This is a genomic window from Streptomyces sp. CAU 1734 (assembly GCF_039888735.1).
GTDB lineage: Bacteria > Actinomycetota > Actinomycetes > Streptomycetales > Streptomycetaceae > Streptomyces.
In genome coordinates, this window is sequence record NZ_JBDQQP010000007.1 from 402,053 (window position 1) to 422,053 (window position 20,001).

Below are 20,001 nucleotides of genomic sequence, written 5' to 3' on the forward strand. Positions count from 1 at the left end.
TTGTCCGATGCCGCGGGAAAAGTTCGCGGATCACTCGGGGATGCGGATCACTCGGGGATGGCGAGCATCATGCCGACCGCGATCCGGTCGGGTGAGTCGCCGATGACGTCACGGTTGGCCTCGTACAGTGCCTGCCAGCCCCCGGCCACCTTGAAGCGGCGGGCGATGGCGTACAGGGTGTCCCCCGGCTGGACGGTGTGGACCCGCCCGCTGAGGCCGTACCGCTTGGAGCAGGTGGGCCAGGCGCCCCAGCCCTGGGTGCGCAGCACCTCCTCAGCCACCGTGATCTGCTCGGCGCGGGTGGCGAGGTCGGCACGGGCGGCGAAGGCGAGTCCGCCGTGGCCCTCCCAGGTGGGCTGCCAGAACTGGAGGCCGCCGTAGTAGCCGTTGCCGGTGTTGGCCCGCCAGTCGCCGCCGCTCTCGCACTCGGCGACGCAGTTCCACGGCCAGCCGGTCGCGGCGCACTCCTCCGCCGGGACGGCGCCGGGGGCTTCCGCGGGAACACCGGTCGCGGACGGCGGTACGGGTTCGGCGCCCGCGGCCGGGTGGGGCGCGAGAGCGAGCAGTGCGGCCAGGGCCGCGGCCGGGAACAGGGAGCGCAGGGTCGCCATTCGCGTCACGGTAGGGAGCGGGGCGCGGCGGGCGCCGCAGCCGGGCCGGGGACACGCGCGGGCCCACCCGGTCGGACCCGGTGTCCGCCCCCGGCCGGACGCGCCGGCGGCCCGGTCCGCGCTCGCCCGGCGGCATCGGATCGGATCGCGTCGGGCCGGATCGCGTCGCATGGCCCGGTCCGCGCTCGCCCGGTCCATGGTTACCGACGGTATCGGGGAAATCGAGCCACCACTCGATGTGTGGATTTCCGTATTTATCGACTCAGTGACTGTCGTGGCCGTGCGACTCCGCTCCGGCCCAACACCCCCGCAATCAGGCCCTGCTGACACACACCGGCCTTTTCCGCCCGCCAACTCGCCTTCCGCGGCGGATGGTTGGATTCCGTCGCCCCCGGCGCGTGACCGTTGCCACGGATCGCCCGTTGAACCCTTTATGAGCCGGGATCCGCCCGGCGTATGAGAACAAGTCCGAGGAGCCACCCGTGCCGCGCATGCTCGACGTCAGCGAGGACGTACGCGCCGAGATCGGCGATCAGGAAGCCGACCGGCTGCTCGCCGGCGACAACGCCCCGGGCAGCTATGACTGCACCTCCTGCCGCACCCCGGGCGACACCGAGCAGGAGCGCACCAGCACCGTCCTGTTCGTCGGCGACGAGACCGCCGTTCTCGCCTTCGCCCACGCCAGCTGCATCCCCTCCCAGGTCGTCAAGGTCGCGGAGTCCGAACTCCAGGGTGCCGTGCGCTCCATCACCGGGGAGCAGACCGCCGCCGCGCAGACCGGCTCCCCGCTGCCCGACACCGTGCCGGGCCAGGCGGTGCTGGGCGTCACCAGCGGACTCATCCTGATCAACGGCGACCTCCACCCGGCGCTGGTCGTGGAGCCGACCGCGCCGATCGCCCGCCCGGGGACCACCGGCGAGGCCGGGGACGAATTCCTTCCGCTCCTCATCGAGCAGGGCTTCGTCCCCGTCCACCAGCTCGAACAGCTGCCCCCGCAGCTGCCCGGCTGGTCGGTGCTGTTCGCCATGGGCCGGCTGCACGCGGTCCTCCAGCCCGGCACCGCGGGCGGGGCGGCCGTCGCCTGGTGGCAGGCGCACCAGCCGCTCCAGGTCACCGACGGCTGGCGCACCGCCGCCAACAAGTCGCACCGGGTCCTGGTCTTCGCCGCCCCGGTCGGCTCGATCGGCCAGCAGCCCCGGGAGGACCTGCTGCGGGACGCCCTGGAGAAGGCGGCCGCGAGCGGCCGGCTGGTGGCCGCGGCGATGCCGCTCGCCGGCACCTCCTGACCCCTCCCCCGGCCGGACGGGTCCCGGCGGCCGGGCGGGCGCGGCGGGGAGAGTGACAGCGGCCCGGGGAGAGTGACGGCGCGCGGGATGGGTCGTTGCACATATGTGCACTCATACGATCCGTCCCGCCAGCCGTACCCGAGTCAGATCCCCGGCATGCGCCCCGCACACGAGGCATCCGCCGAGCCCTCCCCCACCCCGATCTTCGACCTGCTCTGCGCCGAGTACCGGCGGGCGTTCCGGTCGCTGCCCGGCGACCGCAGCGGTGAGGAGGATCTCGGCTTCAAGGGCTTCGGCATCGGGTCGGCCGGCGGCCGGGGCTACGGCACCACCGGGCAGACGTACTACCCCGGCACCGGCTGGCAGCCCTATCCCACTCCCCGGGCGCATGTGGGACACCATCACCAGCCCGCCGCGCTCCCCCCGGCGCCCCGCCGGGACATCTGAACCGCCTCCGGTGCCGGGGAACCGGTGCGCCCGTGCGGAACAGAGCTCCGCCCCGGACCGGGCGTCGTGCCGGTCCGGGGCGGAGTCGTGTCCACACGGCGCGGGCTCCCGCCGGGCGGCGTACCGCCGGGCCGGAACGCCCCGCTACTTGTTGCGGCCGCGCTTCTCGCGCACCCGTACCGAGATGTGGATCGGGGTGCCCTCGAAGCCGAACTCCTCGCGCAGCCGGCGCTCCACGAAGCGGCGGTAGCCGTGCTCCAGGAAGCCGGAGGCGAAGAGGACGAACCGCGGCGGCTTGGTGCCCGCCTGGGTGCCGAAGAGGATGCGGGGCTGCTTGCCGCCGCGGATCGGGTGCGGGTGGGAGGCCACGATCTCGCCGAGGAAGGCGTTCAGCCGGCCCGTGGGGACCCGGGTCTCCCAGCCGGCCAGCGCGGTCTCGATCGCCGGGACCAGCTTCTCCATGTGACGGCCGGTACGGGCCGAGACATTGACCCGGGGAGCCCAGGCGATCTGCGCCAGCTCCGTCTCGATCTCCCGCTCCAGGTAGTAGCGGCGCTCCTCGTCGAGGGTGTCCCACTTGTTGAACGCGATCACCATCGCGCGGCCCGCCTCCACGGCCATGGTGATGATCCGCTGGTCCTGGACGCTGATCGACTCGCTCGCGTCGATCAGGATGACCGCGACCTCCGCCTTCTCGACGGCGGCGGCGGTGCGCAGCGAGGCGTAGTAGTCGGCGCCCTCCTGGAGGTGGACGCGGCGCCGGATACCGGCCGTGTCGATGAACTTCCAGGTCACTCCGCCGAGCTCGATCAGCTCGTCGACCGGGTCGCGGGTGGTGCCCGCGATCTCGTTGACGACGACGCGCTCCTCGTTCGCCACCTTGTTCAGCAGGGACGACTTGCCGACATTCGGGCGGCCGATGAGGGCGATCCGGCGCGGTCCGCCGACCGCGGCGCCGAAGGTCTGCGCCGGGGCCTCCGGCAGCGCCTCCAGCACGGCGTCCAGCATGTCGCCGGTACCGCGGCCGTGCAGCGAGGAGACCGGGTGCGGCTCGCCGAGACCGAGCGACCACAGGGCGGTGGCGTCGGCCTCGCCGCTGGGTCCGTCGACCTTGTTGGCGCAGAGCACCACGGGCTTGCCGGCCCGGCGCAGCAGCCTGACGACCGCCTCGTCGGTGTCGGTGGCGCCGACCGTGGAGTCGACCACGAAGACGACCGCGTCGGCCGCCTCGATCGCGTACTCCGCCTGGGCGGCGACGGAGGCGTCGATCCCGAGGACGTCCTGCTCCCAGCCGCCGGTGTCGACGACCTTGAAACGGCGGCCCGCCCACTCCGCCTCATAGGTGACCCGGTCCCGGGTGACACCGGGCTTGTCCTCGACGACGGCCTCGCGGCGGCCGATGATCCGGTTCACCAGGGTCGACTTGCCGACATTCGGGCGGCCGACGACGGCGAGGACGGGCAGCGGGCCGTGTCCGGCCTCGTCGAGCGCGTTCTCGATGTCCTCGGCGTCGAAACCCTCTTCCGCGGCGAGCTCCATGAACTCCGCGTACTCGGCGTCGCCGAGTGCTCCGTGGTCGTGCTGGTCGTTCATGAAGTCCGTTCCTCGGTCGTGAACGGGATCACGGTCGCGCGATCCCGCTGCTCAAAGTCTTACCCGGTGCGCCCGGTGAGGCGCCTGGCGTTTTCCAGGTGGGCGGTGAGCCGCTCCTGGATGCGTACGGTGGCCTCGTCCAGCGCCGTACGGGTGCGGCGGCCGGTGCCGTCCCCCGCTTCGAAGGCGTCGCCGAAGACGACGTCCACCCTGCCGCGCAGCGGAGGCAGTGCCCTGATCAACCGTCCCGGCCGCTCCGTGCTTCCCAGCACGGCCACCGGGACGATCGGGGCGCCGGAGCGCACCGCGAAGTAGGCGAGCCCGGCGCGCAGCGAGGCGAAGTCCCCCTCACCGCGGGTGCCCTCGGGGAAGATCCCGAGGACGCCGCCCTGCTCCAGGACGCCGAGCGCCCCGGTCACGGCGGTGCGGTCGGTGCTCGCCCGGTCCACCTTCAGCTGGCCGATGCCGAGCAGAAAGGGGTCGAGCGGGCCGACGAACGCTTCCTTCTTGATCAGGAAGTGCACCGGCCGGGGCGCGGTGCCCATCAGCATGGGGCCGTCGACCATGTGCGAGTGGTTGACGGCGAGGATCACGGGTCCGGCGGCCGGAACCCGCCAGGCGCCGAGCACCCGGGGGCGCCACAGCCCGTACATCAGGCCGATGCCGATCCGCCGCCCGACCGCCGCGCCGCGCGCGGAGGGGGCGCCGGTGCCCGCCGTGCCCGGTCCCCCGGTCGCGGCGGGTGTCCCCGTACGAAGTGTCACCGTGCCGTCCGCTCCCCGGCACCGGCCGCGCGGCGCTCCTCCACCAGGGTGACGACGCACTCGATGACCTGCTGGAGGGTGAGCTCGGTGGTGTCGACCTCGACGGCGTCGTCGGCCTTGGCCAGCGGCGAGGTCTTCCGGCCGGAGTCGGCGGCGTCCCGCTTCAGCAGGGCTTCCCGGGTGGCGGCGACATCCGCGCCCTGGATCTCACCGCTGCGGCGGGCGGCACGCGCCTCCGGCGAGGCGGTGAGGAAGATCTTGAGGTCGGCGTCGGGGAGGACGGTGGTACCGATGTCCCGGCCCTCGACGACGATGCCGCCGGGCGCGGAGGCGGCGATGACCCGCTGGAGCTCGGTGATCCGGGTCCGCACCGCGGGGACCGCGCTGACGGCGCTGACCCGGGAGCTGACCTCCTGGGTGCGGATGGGTCCGGCGGCGTCCGCGCCGTCGACCGTGATGGTGGGGGCGGCCGGGTCGGTGCCGGAGACGATGGCGGGCTTCTCGGCGGCGCCGGCGACGGCCTCGGGGTCGTCGGTGTCGACACCGTTGCTGATCATCCACCAGGTGATCGCCCGGTACTGGGCGCCGGTGTCCAGGTAGCTCAGGCCGAGCTGGGCGGCCACGGCCCTGGACGTGCTCGACTTCCCCGTGCCGGCGGGGCCGTCGATGGCGACGATCACGGATTCCACGGTGGCGGACACCCTTCCTGAGGTGGGGAGCGGGCCAGGCGGAATTGCGGTGGGCCCCGACCAAGGTTACCGAGTGCGGGGACCGCCATGGACACGCGGACGCCGGGGCCGGGCGCGCGGCGGCCCCGGGCGGCCCCGGCGGCGGGTGTCCGGGCCGTCCCGCGGTGTGCCGTACGCCCGGGCCGGTGCGGGCACATGGGGCCCGGGAGGGGGCCCGCAGGGGCGCTGGGCGGGGTGCGGAGGTTACTGGCGGATCGACCAGCCCCGCTCGCGGAGGGCCGCGGAGAGCAGCGTCGCGGCCATGGGCTCCACCATGAGCTGGACGAGACCCGCCTGCCGGCCGGTGGCGTGCTCGATGCGGACGTCCTCGATGTTGACGCCCGCGTGGTCCGCGTCGGCGAAGATCCGGGCCAGCTCGCCCGGGCGGTCGCCGATGAGGACCGCGACGATCTCGTACGAGGCCGGCGCCGCGCCGTGCTTGCCCGGGACCCGGGCGCGGCCCTCGTTGCCCCGGCGCAGCACCTCCTGGATGCCGTCGGCGCCGCCCCGGCGCTCCGTCTCGTCGGCGGACTGGAGGGAGCGCAGCGCACGGACCGTCTCGTCGAGATCGGCGGCGACCCCGGCGAGCACGTCGGCGACCGGTCCGGGGTTGGCGGAGAGGATGTCCACCCACATCCGGGGGTCGGAGGCGGCGATCCGGGTGACATCGCGGATGCCCTGGCCGCAGAGCCGCACCGCGGTCTCGTCGGCCTCCCGCAGCCGGGCGGCCACCAGCGAGGAGAGCAGCTGGGGGGTGTGGGAGACGAGGGCGACGGCCCGGTCGTGGGCGTCGGCGTCCATGACCACGGGGACGGCTCCGCAGAGCGCGACGAGCTCCAGGGCGAGGTTGAGTACCTCGGTGTCCGTGTCCCGGGTGGGGGTGAGGACCCAGGGGCGGCCCTCGAAGAGGTCCGCGCCCGCGGCGAGCGGGCCGGAGCGCTCCTTGCCGGACATGGGGTGGGTGCCGATGTAGGCGGAGAGGTCGAGGGAGAGCGCCTCCAGCTCGCGGCGCGGGCCGCCCTTGACGCTGGCGACGTCCAGGTAGCCGCGGGCGAGCCCGGCTCCCATGGCGTCGGCGAGCGCCTTGGCGGTGTGTGCCGGGGGTACGGCGACGACCGCCAGGTCGACGGGGCCCTCGGGCGGGTCGTCCGTGCCCGCGCCGAGCGCGGCGGCGGTGCGCGCCCGCTCCGGGTCGTGGTCGGCGAGGTGGACGGCGACGCCCCGGCCGGCGAGGGCGAGCGCGGCCGAGGTGCCGATCAGACCGGTTCCGATGACGAGGGCGGTTCTCACTGTGCGGTGTCCTTGCGGGAGCGGCTGCGGGCGCCGGGGCGGGCGGGGAGATCTCGGCCCGGTCGGAACCGGCTTCGACTGGGGCGAGGATCCGTGACGACCCGGGGCATCGCTCCGGTGACAGCGTAGTCAGCGGCCGGGTGCGGCGCTGCCGGGACCGTCCTCCGGGACTGCCCTCCGGGAGCGGGAGCGGGACCGGGGCCGGGGCCGGGAGCGCCGCCGCCGGGGGTCAGGCGCGCCGGCCCCGATGATCTCCTCCGGGGACTCCTGGGGCACGCGGCCGCCCGGAGTGAGCCGGTCGACGGCCGTGGGCAGGGAATGGGCGATCCGGCCGGCCGCCTGTTCCGGGGTGACCCCTGCGCCGGCGGCGACCTTGCGCGGGGTGTCGTCGGGCAGGGCTTCGGCGATCCGCGCCCCGTCGACGGGTTTGCCGGCGCCGGTGCCGGCCCGGGACCGGGCCTTGTCGGCGAGGCCGGATGTGGTGAGGAGGTCGATGAGCCCGTTCAGGCTGCTGCCGCCGGCCGTGCCCGCGCTCGTACCGGTGCCGCCCTTGCCGGCCGGCGCGCCGATCAGGGCGCCGAGGACGCGGCCCGCGCCGCCGCCACCGCCCTGACCGCTGCCGCCCTGGCCGACGCCGGGAAGCGCGCCGAGGGGTCTGCCGAGATCGTTGCCCGCCGTGTTTCCGCTTCCGGGGGGCGAAGGATCGATCCGTCTCACCGGTCAAGGTCACTCGGGCCGGGATCCGCCGCCACTCGGGCACCTCCGAGCGCGCCGCGCCCCGCCTCGGGGCGCCGGGGGAGGGAGGATGCACCGCAAAAGGAATATGTCACCCATCCCGAGGGAGCGCGCCGATGGACATCCGCCGACGGAGAGTGCTGACGGCGTCCGCCGCCGCGATGATCGCGGCCGGTGCGGCGGGCTGCGGCGGAGGGGGCGGCTCCGGAGAGTCCGCGGCGACGGCGGACGGCGGACGGACACCCGGGGAACAGACGAACCGGACGGGGGCGGCCGGGGGCGGACTGGCCCGTACCGCCGACATCCCGGTCGGCGGGGGAAAGATCTTCGCCGACGAGAAGGTCGTGGTGACCCAGCCCGTACCGGGTGATTTCCGGGCGTTCTCGGCGGTCTGCACCCATCAGCACTGCCTGGTCACCACGGTCGCCGACGGCACCGTCGACTGTCCCTGCCACGGGAGCGAGTTCCGGATCGCGGACGGCTCGGTCGTCCGGGGTCCGGCGGTGCGCCCGCTGCCGCCCGAGCGGATCACCGTATCCGGCGGAGTGATCCGCCTCGCCTGACCCGGGAGACCGGCCCGGGCCGGAGAGCGGACCCGCCCCGGCGGGAGAGTCCCGGCCTCGGCGCCCTACGCTGACCGGCATGAGTCCGGAGGAACTGGTCCGCGATCACACCGTCTACTCCTGCGTCATGGGGTCGCGCGCCTTCGGCCTCGCCACCGAGGCCAGCGACACCGACCGGCGCGGGGTCTTCGTCGCGCCCACCCCCGCCTTCTGGGGGTTCGACAAGCCCCCGACCCATGCCGAGGGGCCTGCGGACGAGCAGTTCTCCTGGGAGCTGGAACGCTTCTGCGGGCTCGCGCTGCTGGCCAACCCGAACATCCTGGAGTGTCTGCACTCCCCGCTCGTGGAGCACCTCGACGACACCGGCCGGGAGCTGCTGTCGCTGCGCGGCGCCTTTCTCTCCCGGGAGGTGCACCGCACCTTCACCCGGTACGCCCGCGCCCAGCACGCCAGACTGCGCGCGGGTGCCGGGCGGGACGGCGCGCCGCGCTGGAAGCCCGCGATGCATCTGCTGCGGCTGCTGCTGAGCTGCCGCGACCTGCTGCGCACCGGTGAGCTGGTGCTCGATGCCGGCGCCGACCGGGAGCGGCTGCTGGCGGTCCGGCGCGGCGAGGTCGGCTGGGCCGAGTTCGACGGCTGGATGACCCGCGCCGCCGACGAGTCGGACGCCGCCGCCGCCCGCACCCCGCTCCCGCCGGAGCCGGACCGCGCCCGGGTCGAGGACTTCCTGATCCGGGTGCGCCGCGCCTCAGCGCTCCAGCCGTATCCGTACGGCGAAGTCCTTCAGCGCCCCGAGGCCCCCGGGCTCCCCCGGCAGCGCTGACTTCTCCCGCTCCTCCTCCAGGAGCGCGTGGAGCGCCTCCACATCGGCGCGCACGGCGGCCGGGTCGGTGCCGTCCGCCCGGCCGTGCTCGGCGTCCGCCTTGGCCGCGATCAGTCCGGGCAGATATCCCGGGGCGCCGCACTCCTCGATCAGGGTGGGCAGATGGGCCTCGATCCGTCCGGTGCGCATCAGATGGACGCCGGTGAGCAGGGCCCGGAAGGTGTAGAGCAGGGGTTTGAGTTCGCCGGTCCGCTCGAAGAGCCGCCACTGGGTGCCGGCGAAACCCCGGTAGTGGTGGGCGTGGTGGAAGGTGACGGCTCCGGGCGCGAGGGAGACCAGCTCGGCATGGGCCGGTGAGGTGTGCACGACCAGCGGCGAGAGGAGCTGCTCCAGGACATAGCCGTTGCGGCGGAGCATCAGCCGGACGAACTTCCGCAGATCGTGGGTGACGAGATCCAGCTCGGTGCCGTCCCGCGTCCACATCCGGGACCGGGTCTCCTCGGGCTCGTCGAGCCCCACCAGGTCGGCCACCGGCAGCAGATGGACTCCGCGCAGGTCCACATCCGAGTCCCGGGACGGGAAGCCGTACAGATGGGCGCCGGAGACGGTGGCGAAGAGCAGCGGGTCCGGCTGCTCCGCGACGACATCGGCGAGGCCGACCGCTGAGAGATCTGTCATACGGCGATTCTCCCGGGCCGGGACGCGCGGTGAGGCGGCGGGCCCCGGCCCGGGAGGCACCGGCGGGTGTTCAGGAGTCCCAGAGCGCCGCCAGCGACATCAGGTCGCTGCGGTACTCGATCCGCTCCGACCACTCCTTGGGCCAGGCCCCGGCGCCGAGATGGGCTCCGGCGAAGGCACCGGTGAGACAGGCGATGGAGTCGGAGTCGCCCCGGGTGCAGGCGGCCCGGCGCAGCGCGGTGACCGGGTCCTCGGGGAAGAGCAGGAAGCACTGGAGCGCGGTGGCGAGCGCCTCCTCGGCGATCCAGCCGTCGCCGGTGGTCTCGCAGGGGTCCGTCTCGGGATTGGCGGAGCGCAGGGCTCCGGTGAGCCGGTCCAGGATCTCCAGGCATTCGTTCCAGCCCCTGGCCATGTACGCCTCGGGGCTCTGGTCGCCCGAGTACCGCCACAGATTGCCGAGCCAGCGCTCGGGGTAGCGGGTGCGGTTCTCGTACGCGTACGACCGCAGCCGGCCGACCAGGCCGAGCGGTTCGGTGCCGGTGGCGAGGAGGAAGACGGCGCGGGCGGTGAGATCGCTCGCGGCGAGCGCGGTGGGGTGGCCGTGGGTGAGCGCGGCCTGGAGCTGCGCGGCCCCGGCCCGCTGCTCGCCGCTCAGTCCGGGGACCAGGCCGACCGGCGCGACGCGCATATTGGCGCCGCAGCCCTTGGACCGCATCCGGCTGGCGTCCTGCCAGGGCAGCCGCTCGTTGTCGAGGAGGCGGCAGGCGGCGAGGCAGGTGTCGCCGGGGGCGCGGTTGTTCTCCGGGTCGTGCAGCCAGGCGGTGAACTCCGCGCGCAGCGGCGGCAGCAGCCGGTCCGCGGCGAGTACTCCCCGGTCCATGGCGGTGCGGATGGCGCGGCCGACGGCGAGGGTCATCTGGGTGTCGTCGGTGACGAAGGCGGGCCGGGGCAGTTCCATCCGCCGCCAGGGGCCGGACTTGGTGAGGATCTGGGGTACGTCGTTGAATTCGGTCGGGAAGCCGAGCGCGTCGCCGAGCGCGAGCCCGATGAGTGAGCCGGTGGCGGCCTGCTTGGTGACGGTCCCCGGAGTCCTGAGCGTGGTCATGACTACCGTCCTTCCGGTCGCAGAAGCGGAGGGTGCAGGGCGGATGCGGTACCCGCCCGGTAGAGCGCGGCCGGTTTGCCCCGGCCGCCGGTACGGCGCGGCGGGCCCTCGACGGCTTCGACGAAGCCGGGTGTGGCGAGGACTTTCCGCCGGAAGTTGGGCCGGTCCAGGTCGACGCCCCAGACCGTCTCGTACACCCGCTGGAGCTCGCCGAGGGTGAATTCGGGCGGGCAGAAGCTGGTGGCCAGACAGGTGTACTCGAGCTTGGCGCCGATGCGGTCGGTCGCGTCGGCGAGGATCCGCTCATGGTCGAAGGCGAGCGGGGCGGCGGCCGGGAGCGGTGCCCAGCGCGCCTCGGCCGCGTCGCCGCCGCCACGCGGTTCGGGCAGGTCGGGCAGGAGGGCGGCGTACGCGACGGAGACGACCCGCATCCTCGGGTCGCGGTCCGGTTCGCTGTAGGTCCGCAGCTGTTCGAGGTGGAGTCCGCGGACGGTGTCCGGGGAGAGTCCGGTCTCCTCGGCCAGTTCCCGGCGGGCGGCGATCCCGGCGGACTCCTCCGGACGGACGAAACCGCCGGGGAGCGCCCAGGCGCCCCGGTAGGGCTCCTCGCCCCGCTGGACGAGCAGGACGTGCAGCAGCCCCTCGCGGACGGTGAAGACGGCGAGGTCCACGGTGACCGCGAAGGGGTGGAAGGCACGGGGGTCGTACGCGGGCGGCCGGCCGGCCGGGCCCGCGGTGCCGGGGTGCCGTCCGCCGCCGGATCCGTTCGCCATCAGTGCCGCTCCGTGAGGTCGGGGAGGGGGTCGGCGAGGCCCCAGCCGGCGCCGAGGAGCTCGTCCACGGCGGCGACCGCGGTGGCCAGCCGGGCCTCGTGCGATCCGGTGAGGCGTACGGTCCGCCGTCCGGTGCGGGCGAGTTCGGCGGCGAACCGCCCGGTCATCCAGGGCCGCAGTTCCTCCCCGTCGCGCAGCCCGTCGTCCTCGAAGGGAACCCCCTCGTGGTCGGTGAGCAGCCACAGCTGCTGCCGTCCGCGCGCCCGGGCGGCGATCCGGGCGACCTCCTCGTGGGCGCCGCCGAGATAGCGCTCGTGCCAGATGGTGGTGGCGAAGGCGTCGGTGTCGCAGAAGAGCACCGGTGAGCCGTGCGCGGCGGCGGTCTCCTCCTGCTCGCACTGACGCCGGGCGATCTCCGCGAAGTCGTCCGGTTCGAAGGCGACCTCGCCCCAGGGCGCCCCGGGCCTGGCCTCGCGCAGCCGGGCCAGTTTGCGTTCGCTGAACTCCCGTCCGTACTCGGGCACCCAGCGGGTGGCCGACCAGACCCCGCCGCGCCGCCGGTAGTGCGTGGCGAGGGCCCGCGCCATGGTGGTGGTGCCGGTGGACTCGGCGCCCAGGACCACCACCCGGCGGGTCAGGGCGGCGCGCACGGGCGGGCGGAGGAAGCCCCAGCAGGCGGCGGGGTCCCGGCGCACGGCGGTGCCGGAGACCGGGAAGAGGTTCCGCTCGGGGTCGACACTGACGGCGCGGGCGCCGAAGCGGCGGCCCAGTTCCTCCCCGTACGCCTCCGAGGTGAAGACGGCGTCGACCGGCTCGGGGACGGCGGCGTGGAAGACCGCCATGTGGGCGTCCCAGACCGCCGGGTCGCCGGTGTCCATGGGGATGTCGTCGACGGCACCGACCACCCGGACACCGGGATGGGCCCGGCGCATCCAGTCGACCCGGTCGGCGAGCGGGATGGACTCCACGGACGCCGCGCAGACCAGCACGGTCAGCCGGTCGCAGTGGCCGGCCGCGGTGTCGACGAGATGGTGGTGGCCGGCGTGCGGCGGATAGAACTTGCCGAGGACGAGGCCGTGTCCGTACTGACGCACCCTCATGCCGCCACCGCCCGCACGGACCCGGCCGGCGCGGTGCGCGCGTCCCGGGACCAGTTGCGCAGTCCGAGGACGCACAGGGCCAGGAAGCCGGTGTAGAGCAGCGAGGTGAGGTAGAGGCCCTTGTGGGCGTAGAGCGGGATGTAGACCACGTCCGCGGCGATCCACAGCCACCACGATTCGAGCCGCTTGCGGCACTGGCCGTAGGTCGCCATCAGGGAGAGGGCGGTGGTGAGGGCGTCCCAGAAGGGGACGGTGGAGTCGGTGGCGCGGTCGAGGAGCAGGGTGATGGCCGTGGTCCCCACCACCCCCGCCGAGATGAGCCATACCCATTCGGTACGGCTGGTGCGCCGTACCGGAAGAGTGCCGGAGCCTGGTCCACCCCCGTGGGTCCAGGTCCACCAGCCGTACGCGGCGAGGGTGATGAAGACGATCTGGAGGCCGGCGTCGGCGTACAGCCCGGCCTGGGTGAAGAGCAGGATGAAGAAGAGGTTGTTGGCGATGCCGATCGGCCAGTTGGCGATGTGCTGCCGGGCCACGAGCCAGACGCAGAGCGCGCCGCTCCCGAAGCCGAGCACCTCGGTCCAGCTCACCGGGGTGTCGAGCACGGTGAACAGCGGTTGCTGCAAGGGATCCAGTATCTGCGAGAGACTCAACAACCCGCTCCTTTAATAGTCATGTTGACTATAAAAGAAGACCGGTGGCCGCACAAGCGCCGCGGGGCCCGAATCCGACGGAGACGCGAGGGCGGAGCCGGCCCCGCCGGCCATCACGGGACAAGATCAGCCCCGCCGGTGACTGCGACGCGAAGAGCCCGGCCTTCGCGGGACACGGGGCAAAACCAGCCCCGCCGGCGATTGAGGCGCGAAGGACCCGGCCTTCGCGGGACACGGGGCAAAACCAGCCCCGCCGGCGATTGAGGGGCGAGGGACCCGGCCTTCGCATGCGGGCGGACACCGGGCGAGTGCACGGGCACGGGGCACGGGCACGGGGCACGGAGAAAGCCCGCGGCTCCGAGGAACCGCGGGCTTCACCCGGCGGGAGTGGGGCCGCGAGGCCCAGGACCCAGAAGAACCCCGGAGGACCCGGAGGCCCCCGAGGCCCCGGAGTCCTAGAGGCCGACCTCCTTCATCAGCATGCCGACCTCGGTGTTGGTGAGCCGGCGCAGCCAGCCCGACTTCTGGTCGCCCAGCCCGATCGGGCCGAAGGCCGTCCGCACCAGCCGGTCGACCGGGAATCCGGCCTCGGCGAGCATCCGGCGGACGATGTGCTTGCGCCCCTCGTGGAGGGTCACCTCGACGAGGTAGTTCTTGCCGGTGTTCTCCACCACCCGGAAGTGGTCGGCACGGGCGTACCCGTCCTCCAGCGGAATACCGTCCTTGAGCCGCTTGCCCAGCTCACGCGGGAGCGGTCCCTGGATCGCCGCGAGGTAGGTCTTCTTCACGCCGTACTTGGGGTGGGTCAGCCGGTGCGCCAGCTCGCCGTGGTTGGTGAGCAGGATGATGCCCTCGGTCTCGGTGTCGAGCCGGCCGACGTGGAAGAGCCGGGTCTCCCGGTTGGTGACGTAGTCGCCGAGGCACTGGCGGCCGTCCGGGTCCTCCATGGTGGAGACCACACCGGCCGGCTTGTTCAGCGCGAAGAAGAGATGCGACTGGGTGGCCACGGTCAGCCCGTCGACCTTGATCTCGTCCTTGTCGGGGTCCACCCGGACACCCTGCTCCATGACGATCTGGCCATTGATCTCGACCCGGCCGGCCTCGATCAGCTCCTCGCACGCACGGCGCGAGCCCATACCGGCCCTGGCCAGCACCTTCTGCAGGCGCTCGCCCTCCTGGTCGCCGAAGGTCTTGGGCGTCTTGATCTCCGGCTTGTCCGCGTACCGCTCGCGGTTGCGCTCCTCGGTCCTGGCGTCGTACTCGCGGGAGCGCGCCGGGGTCCAGCGGCCGGCGCTCTGCGGGGACCGCTTCGGGCCGCCCTTGGCACCGCCGCGGGCCGAGGCGCCGCGTCCCTGCTTGGCGCCGCCCTGCGGAGCCCCGCCGCCGGAGCCGGAGCCGGAGCGCGAGCCGCCCGCCGAACCGCCCCGGGAGCCGCCCGCCGAGCCGCCGCGCGCACCGCCGCCGGAGGGGCCGCCCTTCGCGCCGCCCCGGGAGCCGCCGGCCTTCGGGCCGCTCCGGGGACCGTCGGAGGAACCACCGACGTCGTAGCGGCGCTCCTCGGGCCGGGGCTTGCCCGCACGCTTCTGCTTGTCGTCGCGGGAGTTGCCGGCGCCCCGGGTGTTCCCGCGCCCGCCGCTCTTCCCGCTGCTGTCCCTGCCGCTGCTTCGCATCAAAGTTCCGTCGAATCGTCTGGATGTCTGTCCGGCGGGCCGTCCGTCCGGTGGTCCGGCCGTCCGTCCGCCTCGGTGTCCGGAGCGTCCGGATCGAACGACGGTACGCCTTCCTGCGTCTCGGCCTCGATCGCCTCGGCCTCGGGGAGGAAGGGCGCCGGCTCCGGCAGCTCGTCCAGGCCGCGCAGGCCCATCCGCTCCAGAAAGTAGTTCGTCGTCCTGTACAGGATCGCACCTGTTTCGGGTTCCGCGCCCGCCTCGGTCACCAGACCGCGCTGAACAAGGGTGCGCAGCACCCCGTCGCAGTTCACTCCGCGCACGGCGGAGAGCCGGGAACGGCTCACCGGCTGGCGGTACGCGACGACCGCCAGGGTCTCCAGCGCGGCCTGGGTCAGCCGTGCCTGCCGGCCGTCGAGAAGGAAGCGCTCGACGGCCTCCGCGTGCTCGGGACGGGAGTAGAACCGCCAGCCGCCCGCGACGAGCCGCAGCTCGAAACCGCGCCCCTGCCGGGTGTAGTCGTCGGCCAGCTCGCGCAGGGCGCCGGCGACGGCCCGGCGGGGCTGTTCCAGCACCTTGGCGAGGTGTTCCTCCGAGGCCGGCTCGTCGACCACCATCAGCACCGCTTCGAGCGCGGGCAGCAGATCGCTCACGGCCGCTCCTTCCGTACCTGTTCCTGTTCCTGTGCCTGTGCCGGGGCGGCTTCCCGTGCCGGGGCGGCGGGCCGGTCGAACTCGTCACCGACTCCGGCCGCCGCCTCGCCGCCGGTCCAGGTGACCAGCAGCTCCCCGAGGGCCTCCGCCTGATCGAGGGCGACCGCCCTGTCGCGGTAGAGCTCCAGCAGGGCGAGGAACCGCGCCACCACCGTGAGGGTGTCGTCCCCGGCGCCCTCCACCAGCTCCCGGAAGGTGGCCCGGCCCCGCTCCCGCAGCACGGCGATCACCAGCTCGGCCTGCTCGCGCACGCTGACCAGCGGCGCGTGAATGTGGTCGACGTACACCTGCGGCGGCGGCTTGGGCCGCATCGCCCGGGCGGCGAGGGCGGCGAATCCCTCCGGGCCGATACTGATGACGACCTCGGGCAGCAGCTCGGCCAGGTGCGGTTCGAGTCCGACGGTACGGGGGTGGCGGCGGCCCTCCGCCTCGAACCGCTCGCCGAGCACCGCCGCGATCCGCTTGTACGCGCGGTACTGGAGCAGCCGGGCGAAGAGCAGATCACGGGCTTCGAGGAGGGCGAGATCGGCCTCGTCCTCGATCTCGGCGGCGGGCAGCAGCCGGGCGGCCTTGAGATCGAGCAGGGTGGCCGCGACGACCAGGAATTCGGTGGTCTGGTCGAGATCCCAGTCGTCGCCGAGGGCCCGGATGTGGGCGATGAACTCGTCGGTGACTTTCGAGAGGGCGACCTCGGTCACATCGAGCTTGTGCCGGGCGATGAGCTGGAGCAGCAGATCGAAGGGGCCCTCGAAATTGGCCAGCCGCACCGTGAACCGCGTGTCACCGTCGCCGGAGCCGTCCTCGGAGCCGTCCTCGGGGCCCGCGACCGGCACGGGATCCGGGGTCGGCGCGGGGTCCGGGGTCGGCGCGGGGTCGGGGGACGGGTCCGGGTCGGGGGACGGGTCCGGGTCGGGGGACGGGTCCGGGTCGGAAGACGCGTCCGGGGACGGGTCCGGGTCGGGGGCAGGCGCCGCCCGAGCCCCCGGAGCCTCGGGCGGCGGCAGGGGCGTGTCCCCGCCCGCGACCGGGGGGCCTGGCGGGGCGGACTCCCCCGGCGGCCGGGCCGATCCCGGACCCCGCCCCAGGGCACGGCGCGGCGGGCGGGACGGATCAGTCGGGGGCATGGCATGTCCAGAGTGGTGCAAAGCGGTGCGCAAGGGCCGGCAGTGGCAGCCCGCAGGCTACCCTCAGCGGCCTCTGAGGCGGCGCACGAGGATGCTCGCGTCGCCGCGCTGTTCGAGATCGGCCAGCACCACGGCGACTGCCTCGCGGACGATCCGCCCGCGGTCGACGGCCAGCCCGTGCTCGCCGCGCAGCACCAGCCGCGCGTGTTCGAGGTCCATCAGCTCCTCGGCGGAGACATAGACCGTGATCTTCTCGTCGTGCCGCTCACGGCCGCTCGGGCGGCGGTTCGCCCCCCTGCCCCCCCTGGTCCGCCGCGCAGGGGCCCCAGCGGGCTCCTGGGCGGCCTGCGGGCGCCGCGCCTTGGCCGCCGCCTGGGAGGAGGGCTGCGCGCCCTCCTCGGCCCTGCTGCGCCCCTCGGCGCCGCCGTCGGGGGCGGCTGCCGTGTGCTGCTCGTCCGCGCGGTCGGAATCGGCCCCGGAACCGGGCAGGGGATCGGTCTCCCCCGCGGGCGCGGGGACCCTCGGCTCCCCCTTCGCCGGCCTGCGCGGTGACGACGGCTGGAGTGCCATTCCCCCGGTGGTGCGGAACAGCTCGTCGGCACCGGGCAGACTCACTCGGCGTGACACCGGGCGAGCACCTCCCTGGCGAGCTGACGGTAGGCGGCGGCACCGACGGAGTTGGACGCGTAGGTGGTGATCGGCTCACCGGCCACGGTGGTCTCCGGGAAGCGGACGGTGCGTCCGATCACCGTGTGGTAGACGTGATCGTCGAACGCCTCCACCACGCGGGCGAGCACCTCGCGGCTGTGGACCGTGCGCGAGTCGTACATCGTGGCGAGAATGCCGTCCAGCTCCAGATCGGGGTTGAGCCGCTCCTGGACCTTCTCGATCGTCTCGGTGAGCAGCGCCACACCGCGCAGCGCGAAGAACTCGCACTCCAGCGGGACGATCACCTTGTGAGCGGCGGTGAGCGCGTTCACGGTGAGGAGACCGAGCGAGGGCTGACAGTCGATCACGATGTAGTCGTAGTCGGGGAGCAGCGGCTTGAGCGCGCGCTGAAGTGTCGACTCGCGCGCGACCTCGCTGACCAGCTGCACCTCGGCGGCCGACAAGTCGATATTGCTCGGCAGCAGGTCCATATTGGGCACGGCGGTCTTCAGCAGCACCTCGTCCGCCGACATCCCGCGCTCCATGAGCAGGTTGTAGACGGTGAGGTCGAGCTCCATCGGATTCACGCCGAGACCGACCGACAGGGCTCCCTGCGGGTCGAAGTCGACGAGCAGGACACGCCGTCCGTACTCCGCGAGCGCGGCGCCCAGATTGATGGTCGACGTGGTCTTGCCCACGCCGCCCTTCTGGTTGCACATCGCGATGATCTTCGCGGGACCGTGATCGGTGAGCGGTCCCGGGATCGGGAAGTACGGCAAAGGCCGCCCGGTGGGGCCGATCCGCTCGCGGCGCTGGCGCGCGGCGTCCGGCGCGAGCGTGGCCGCGTACTCCGGATCGGGCTCGTATTCGGCGTCGGGGTCGTAGAAGTGCCCCTCGGGGACTTCCTCGTAGGCGGCGAAGTGGGTGGACTCTCGGCCACTCTCGTTGCCGGCCGTGGCGTTCACGTGTAGGCCGTCCGTCATCTTCATCGTGTGGGCTGTCGTCATGTGCGTGGTGTCCTGGTGTGTCGCGAAGGTCCGGACAGCTGCGGAGCCGACAGCATCCAGCCCGGACGACGGGCTCAGTCCCCGTACAGGCGTCACCGCTCGACCACCCCCGGGAGTAAATGTCGACTCATTCACAAGTCGTCTTACCTCCTTGGACGTGACCAGGACTTTATCGATAGGTCAGCGTGGCACCATGCCGACGGTTGGCGACTCTATGGCGTGTCACCGCTCCGCAGCAACACAATCCACCGGACCCGGCCCGATGTGTCGGCAACGGAACACCCTTCTGTCAAGGGTGCGCGGCCGGTTCGGCGGGAGTCGGCCGCCGGGTTTCGGGGGTGCGCGAATCGGTTGAAGAGTTACGGACTGGACGAGTCGCACGGGCCCCCGCCGGAGCCGGGAACGCGTCCGGCCGGACCTTGCTCCGCAAGATCCGGCCGGGGGCGCGATGTTGACGGCGGGCGTTGACCGGCCGTCCGTCCGTCAGCCGAGAAGCGCGCTCAACTCGGTGTGGGGCAGGCCGTGGGCCTCGGCGACCGGGCCGTAAACAACCTGGCCGTCATGGGTGTTGAGGCCGAGGGCGAGTGCCGGGTCACGGCGGAGCGCCTCGGTCCAGCCGCGGTTGGCCAGCTCGACGATGTACGGCAGCGTCGCGTTGGTGAGCGCGTAGGTGGAGGTGTGCGGAACGGCGCCGGGCATGTTGGCGACGCAGTAGAAGACCGAGTTGTGCACCGGGAAGGTCGGCTCGGCGTGCGTGGTCGGACGGGAGTCCTCGAAGCAGCCGCCCTGGTCGATCGCGATGTCGACAAGAACACTTCCGGGCTTCATCTTGGCGACGAGCTCGTTGGTGACCAGTTTCGGTGCCTTCGCGCCCGGGATGAGCACCGCGCCGATGACGAGGTCGGCGTCGATGACCGCCTTCTCGAGCTCGTAGCTGTTGGAGACGACCGTCTGCACCCTGGTGCCGAAGATCTTGTCGGCCTCGCGGAGCTTGTTGATGTCGCGGTCGAGCAGGGTCACGTGGAAGCCCATGCCGACGGCGATCTGCGCGGCGCTCCAGCCGGAGACACCGCCGCCGATGACGACGGCACGGCCGGCGTGGGTGCCGGGGACACCGCCGGGCAGCACACCGCGGCCGCCGGCCGAGCGCATCAGGTGGTAGGCGCCGACCTGCGGGGCCAGCCGGCCCGCGACCTCGGACATCGGGGCCAGCAGCGGGAGCGCGCGGCCCGCGGTCTCGACCGTCTCGTAGGCGATCGCGGTGGTGCCGGACTCCAGCAGGGCGTCCGTGCACTCGCGGGAGGCGGCGAGGTGCAGATAGGTGAAGAGGGTCTGGTCCTTGCGGAGGCGGTGGTACTCCTCGGCGATCGGCTCCTTGACCTTCAGCAGCAGGTCGGCGGCGGCCCAGACCTCGTCGGCGGTGAGGAGGATCCGCGCGCCGGCCGCGATGTACTCGGCGTCCGTGATCGAGGAGCCGGTGCCGGCGCCCTGCTCGATGACGACCTCATGGCCGTGGCGCACGAGCTCGTGCACGCCGGCGGGGGTGATCGCCACCCGGAACTCGTTGTTCTTGACCTCGCGGGGGATGCCGACCAACACGTCGATCACGGTCCTTGACTCAGGGGACAGAGGGGTACGTCCATACATTCCGGATGCACGGAGGCGCACCGGCAGACACCACGGAAAAGGCGCG

At 73.2% G+C, this 20,001-nt stretch carries 21 protein-coding genes; 4 read left to right on the forward strand and 17 right to left on the reverse strand.

Annotation, left to right across the window (positions count from 1 at the left end):
* Positions 1-47 precede the first annotated feature (47 nt).
* On the reverse strand, positions 48-611 hold the full coding sequence (locus tag AAFN69_RS16460; RefSeq protein ID WP_347729244.1) for a transglycosylase family protein: 564 nt from the start codon (positions 609-611) through the stop codon (positions 48-50).
* A gap of 482 nt (positions 612-1,093) precedes the next feature.
* Here AAFN69_RS16460 and AAFN69_RS16465 point away from each other — a divergent pair, with 482 nt between their 5' ends.
* Positions 1,094-1,897, forward strand: coding sequence for a hypothetical protein (locus AAFN69_RS16465; protein WP_347729245.1), 804 nt, complete (start codon positions 1,094-1,096; stop codon positions 1,895-1,897).
* A gap of 156 nt (positions 1,898-2,053) precedes the next feature.
* The gene (locus AAFN69_RS16470) at positions 2,054-2,344 is read left to right on the forward strand and encodes a hypothetical protein (protein ID WP_347729246.1); all 291 of its coding nucleotides are present in this window, start codon (positions 2,054-2,056) and stop codon (positions 2,342-2,344) included.
* Between the two features lie 144 nt (positions 2,345-2,488).
* Here AAFN69_RS16470 and der read toward each other — a convergent pair whose 3' ends face one another.
* From der to AAFN69_RS16495, 5 genes are all read right to left on the reverse strand, one after another.
* Positions 2,489-3,937: a ribosome biogenesis GTPase Der gene (gene der / locus AAFN69_RS16475; protein WP_347729247.1), complete on the reverse strand. Its 1,449-nt coding sequence runs from the start codon at positions 3,935-3,937 to the stop codon at positions 2,489-2,491.
* 59 nt (positions 3,938-3,996) lie between these two features.
* Positions 3,997-4,590, reverse strand: a complete 594-nt coding sequence (locus AAFN69_RS16480) for a lysophospholipid acyltransferase family protein (RefSeq protein WP_347729291.1) — start codon at positions 4,588-4,590, stop codon at positions 3,997-3,999.
* Positions 4,591-4,697: 107 nt separating this feature from the next.
* Complete coding sequence (gene cmk, locus AAFN69_RS16485) at positions 4,698-5,402, reverse strand: (d)CMP kinase (protein WP_347729248.1); 705 nt, start codon at positions 5,400-5,402, stop codon at positions 4,698-4,700.
* Between the two features lie 231 nt (positions 5,403-5,633).
* Positions 5,634-6,719 (reverse strand): prephenate dehydrogenase, encoded by a 1,086-nt coding sequence (locus AAFN69_RS16490; protein ID WP_347729249.1) that lies wholly within the window; start codon positions 6,717-6,719, stop codon positions 5,634-5,636.
* A 129-nt stretch (positions 6,720-6,848) separates the two neighbouring features.
* Positions 6,849-7,436, reverse strand: a complete 588-nt coding sequence (locus AAFN69_RS16495; RefSeq protein ID WP_347729250.1) for a YidB family protein — start codon at positions 7,434-7,436, stop codon at positions 6,849-6,851.
* 134 nt (positions 7,437-7,570) lie between these two features.
* Between AAFN69_RS16495 and AAFN69_RS16500 the strand changes: the two genes are divergently transcribed.
* Together AAFN69_RS16500 and AAFN69_RS16505 are read left to right on the forward strand one after the other, a co-directional pair.
* A complete protein-coding gene (locus tag AAFN69_RS16500; protein ID WP_347729251.1) occupies positions 7,571-8,017 on the forward strand; it encodes a Rieske (2Fe-2S) protein in 447 nt (148 codons plus the stop codon).
* Positions 8,018-8,096: 79 nt separating this feature from the next.
* A complete protein-coding gene (locus AAFN69_RS16505; RefSeq protein ID WP_347729252.1) occupies positions 8,097-8,840 on the forward strand; it encodes a nucleotidyltransferase domain-containing protein in 744 nt (247 codons plus the stop codon).
* Here the strand turns inward: AAFN69_RS16505 and AAFN69_RS16510 are convergent.
* The 11 genes from AAFN69_RS16510 to ald form a co-directional block, all read right to left on the reverse strand.
* On the reverse strand, positions 8,766-9,518 hold the full coding sequence (locus tag AAFN69_RS16510; RefSeq protein ID WP_347729253.1) for a nucleotidyltransferase domain-containing protein: 753 nt from the start codon (positions 9,516-9,518) through the stop codon (positions 8,766-8,768). The two genes, AAFN69_RS16505 and AAFN69_RS16510, sit on opposite strands and share 75 nt — an antisense overlap.
* 70 nt (positions 9,519-9,588) lie before the next feature.
* Positions 9,589-10,623: an ADP-ribosylglycohydrolase family protein gene (locus AAFN69_RS16515; protein ID WP_347729254.1), complete on the reverse strand. Its 1,035-nt coding sequence runs from the start codon at positions 10,621-10,623 to the stop codon at positions 9,589-9,591.
* A 2-nt stretch (positions 10,624-10,625) separates the two neighbouring features.
* Entirely contained in the window at positions 10,626-11,396 is a 771-nt protein-coding gene (locus tag AAFN69_RS16520) for an NUDIX domain-containing protein (protein ID WP_347729255.1), read from the reverse strand.
* Positions 11,396-12,490, reverse strand: a complete 1,095-nt coding sequence (locus tag AAFN69_RS16525; protein WP_347729292.1) for an AAA family ATPase — start codon at positions 12,488-12,490, stop codon at positions 11,396-11,398. Before AAFN69_RS16525 ends, AAFN69_RS16520 begins: the two co-directional genes overlap by 1 nt.
* A gap of 2 nt (positions 12,491-12,492) precedes the next feature.
* Positions 12,493-13,149 (reverse strand): nicotinamide riboside transporter PnuC, encoded by a 657-nt coding sequence (pnuC, locus tag AAFN69_RS16530; protein WP_347729256.1) that lies wholly within the window; start codon positions 13,147-13,149, stop codon positions 12,493-12,495.
* Positions 13,150-13,604: 455 nt separating this feature from the next.
* Positions 13,605-14,819: a pseudouridine synthase gene (locus AAFN69_RS16535; protein ID WP_347729257.1), complete on the reverse strand. Its 1,215-nt coding sequence runs from the start codon at positions 14,817-14,819 to the stop codon at positions 13,605-13,607.
* Positions 14,819-15,469, reverse strand: coding sequence for an SMC-Scp complex subunit ScpB (gene scpB, locus AAFN69_RS16540; protein ID WP_347729258.1), 651 nt, complete (start codon positions 15,467-15,469; stop codon positions 14,819-14,821). The genes AAFN69_RS16535 and scpB overlap by 1 nt, the downstream gene beginning before the upstream one ends.
* Positions 15,466-16,653 (reverse strand): segregation/condensation protein A, encoded by a 1,188-nt coding sequence (locus AAFN69_RS16545; RefSeq protein WP_347729259.1) that lies wholly within the window; start codon positions 16,651-16,653, stop codon positions 15,466-15,468. Before AAFN69_RS16545 ends, scpB begins: the two co-directional genes overlap by 4 nt.
* 63 nt (positions 16,654-16,716) lie before the next feature.
* Positions 16,717-17,268: a hypothetical protein gene (locus AAFN69_RS16550; protein WP_347729293.1), complete on the reverse strand. Its 552-nt coding sequence runs from the start codon at positions 17,266-17,268 to the stop codon at positions 16,717-16,719.
* Positions 17,265-18,290 (reverse strand): ParA family protein, encoded by a 1,026-nt coding sequence (locus AAFN69_RS16555; RefSeq protein ID WP_347729294.1) that lies wholly within the window; start codon positions 18,288-18,290, stop codon positions 17,265-17,267. Before AAFN69_RS16555 ends, AAFN69_RS16550 begins: the two co-directional genes overlap by 4 nt.
* 501 nt (positions 18,291-18,791) lie before the next feature.
* Positions 18,792-19,907: an alanine dehydrogenase gene (ald, locus tag AAFN69_RS16560; protein ID WP_347729295.1), complete on the reverse strand. Its 1,116-nt coding sequence runs from the start codon at positions 19,905-19,907 to the stop codon at positions 18,792-18,794.
* Positions 19,908-20,001: the final 94 nt, after the last annotated feature.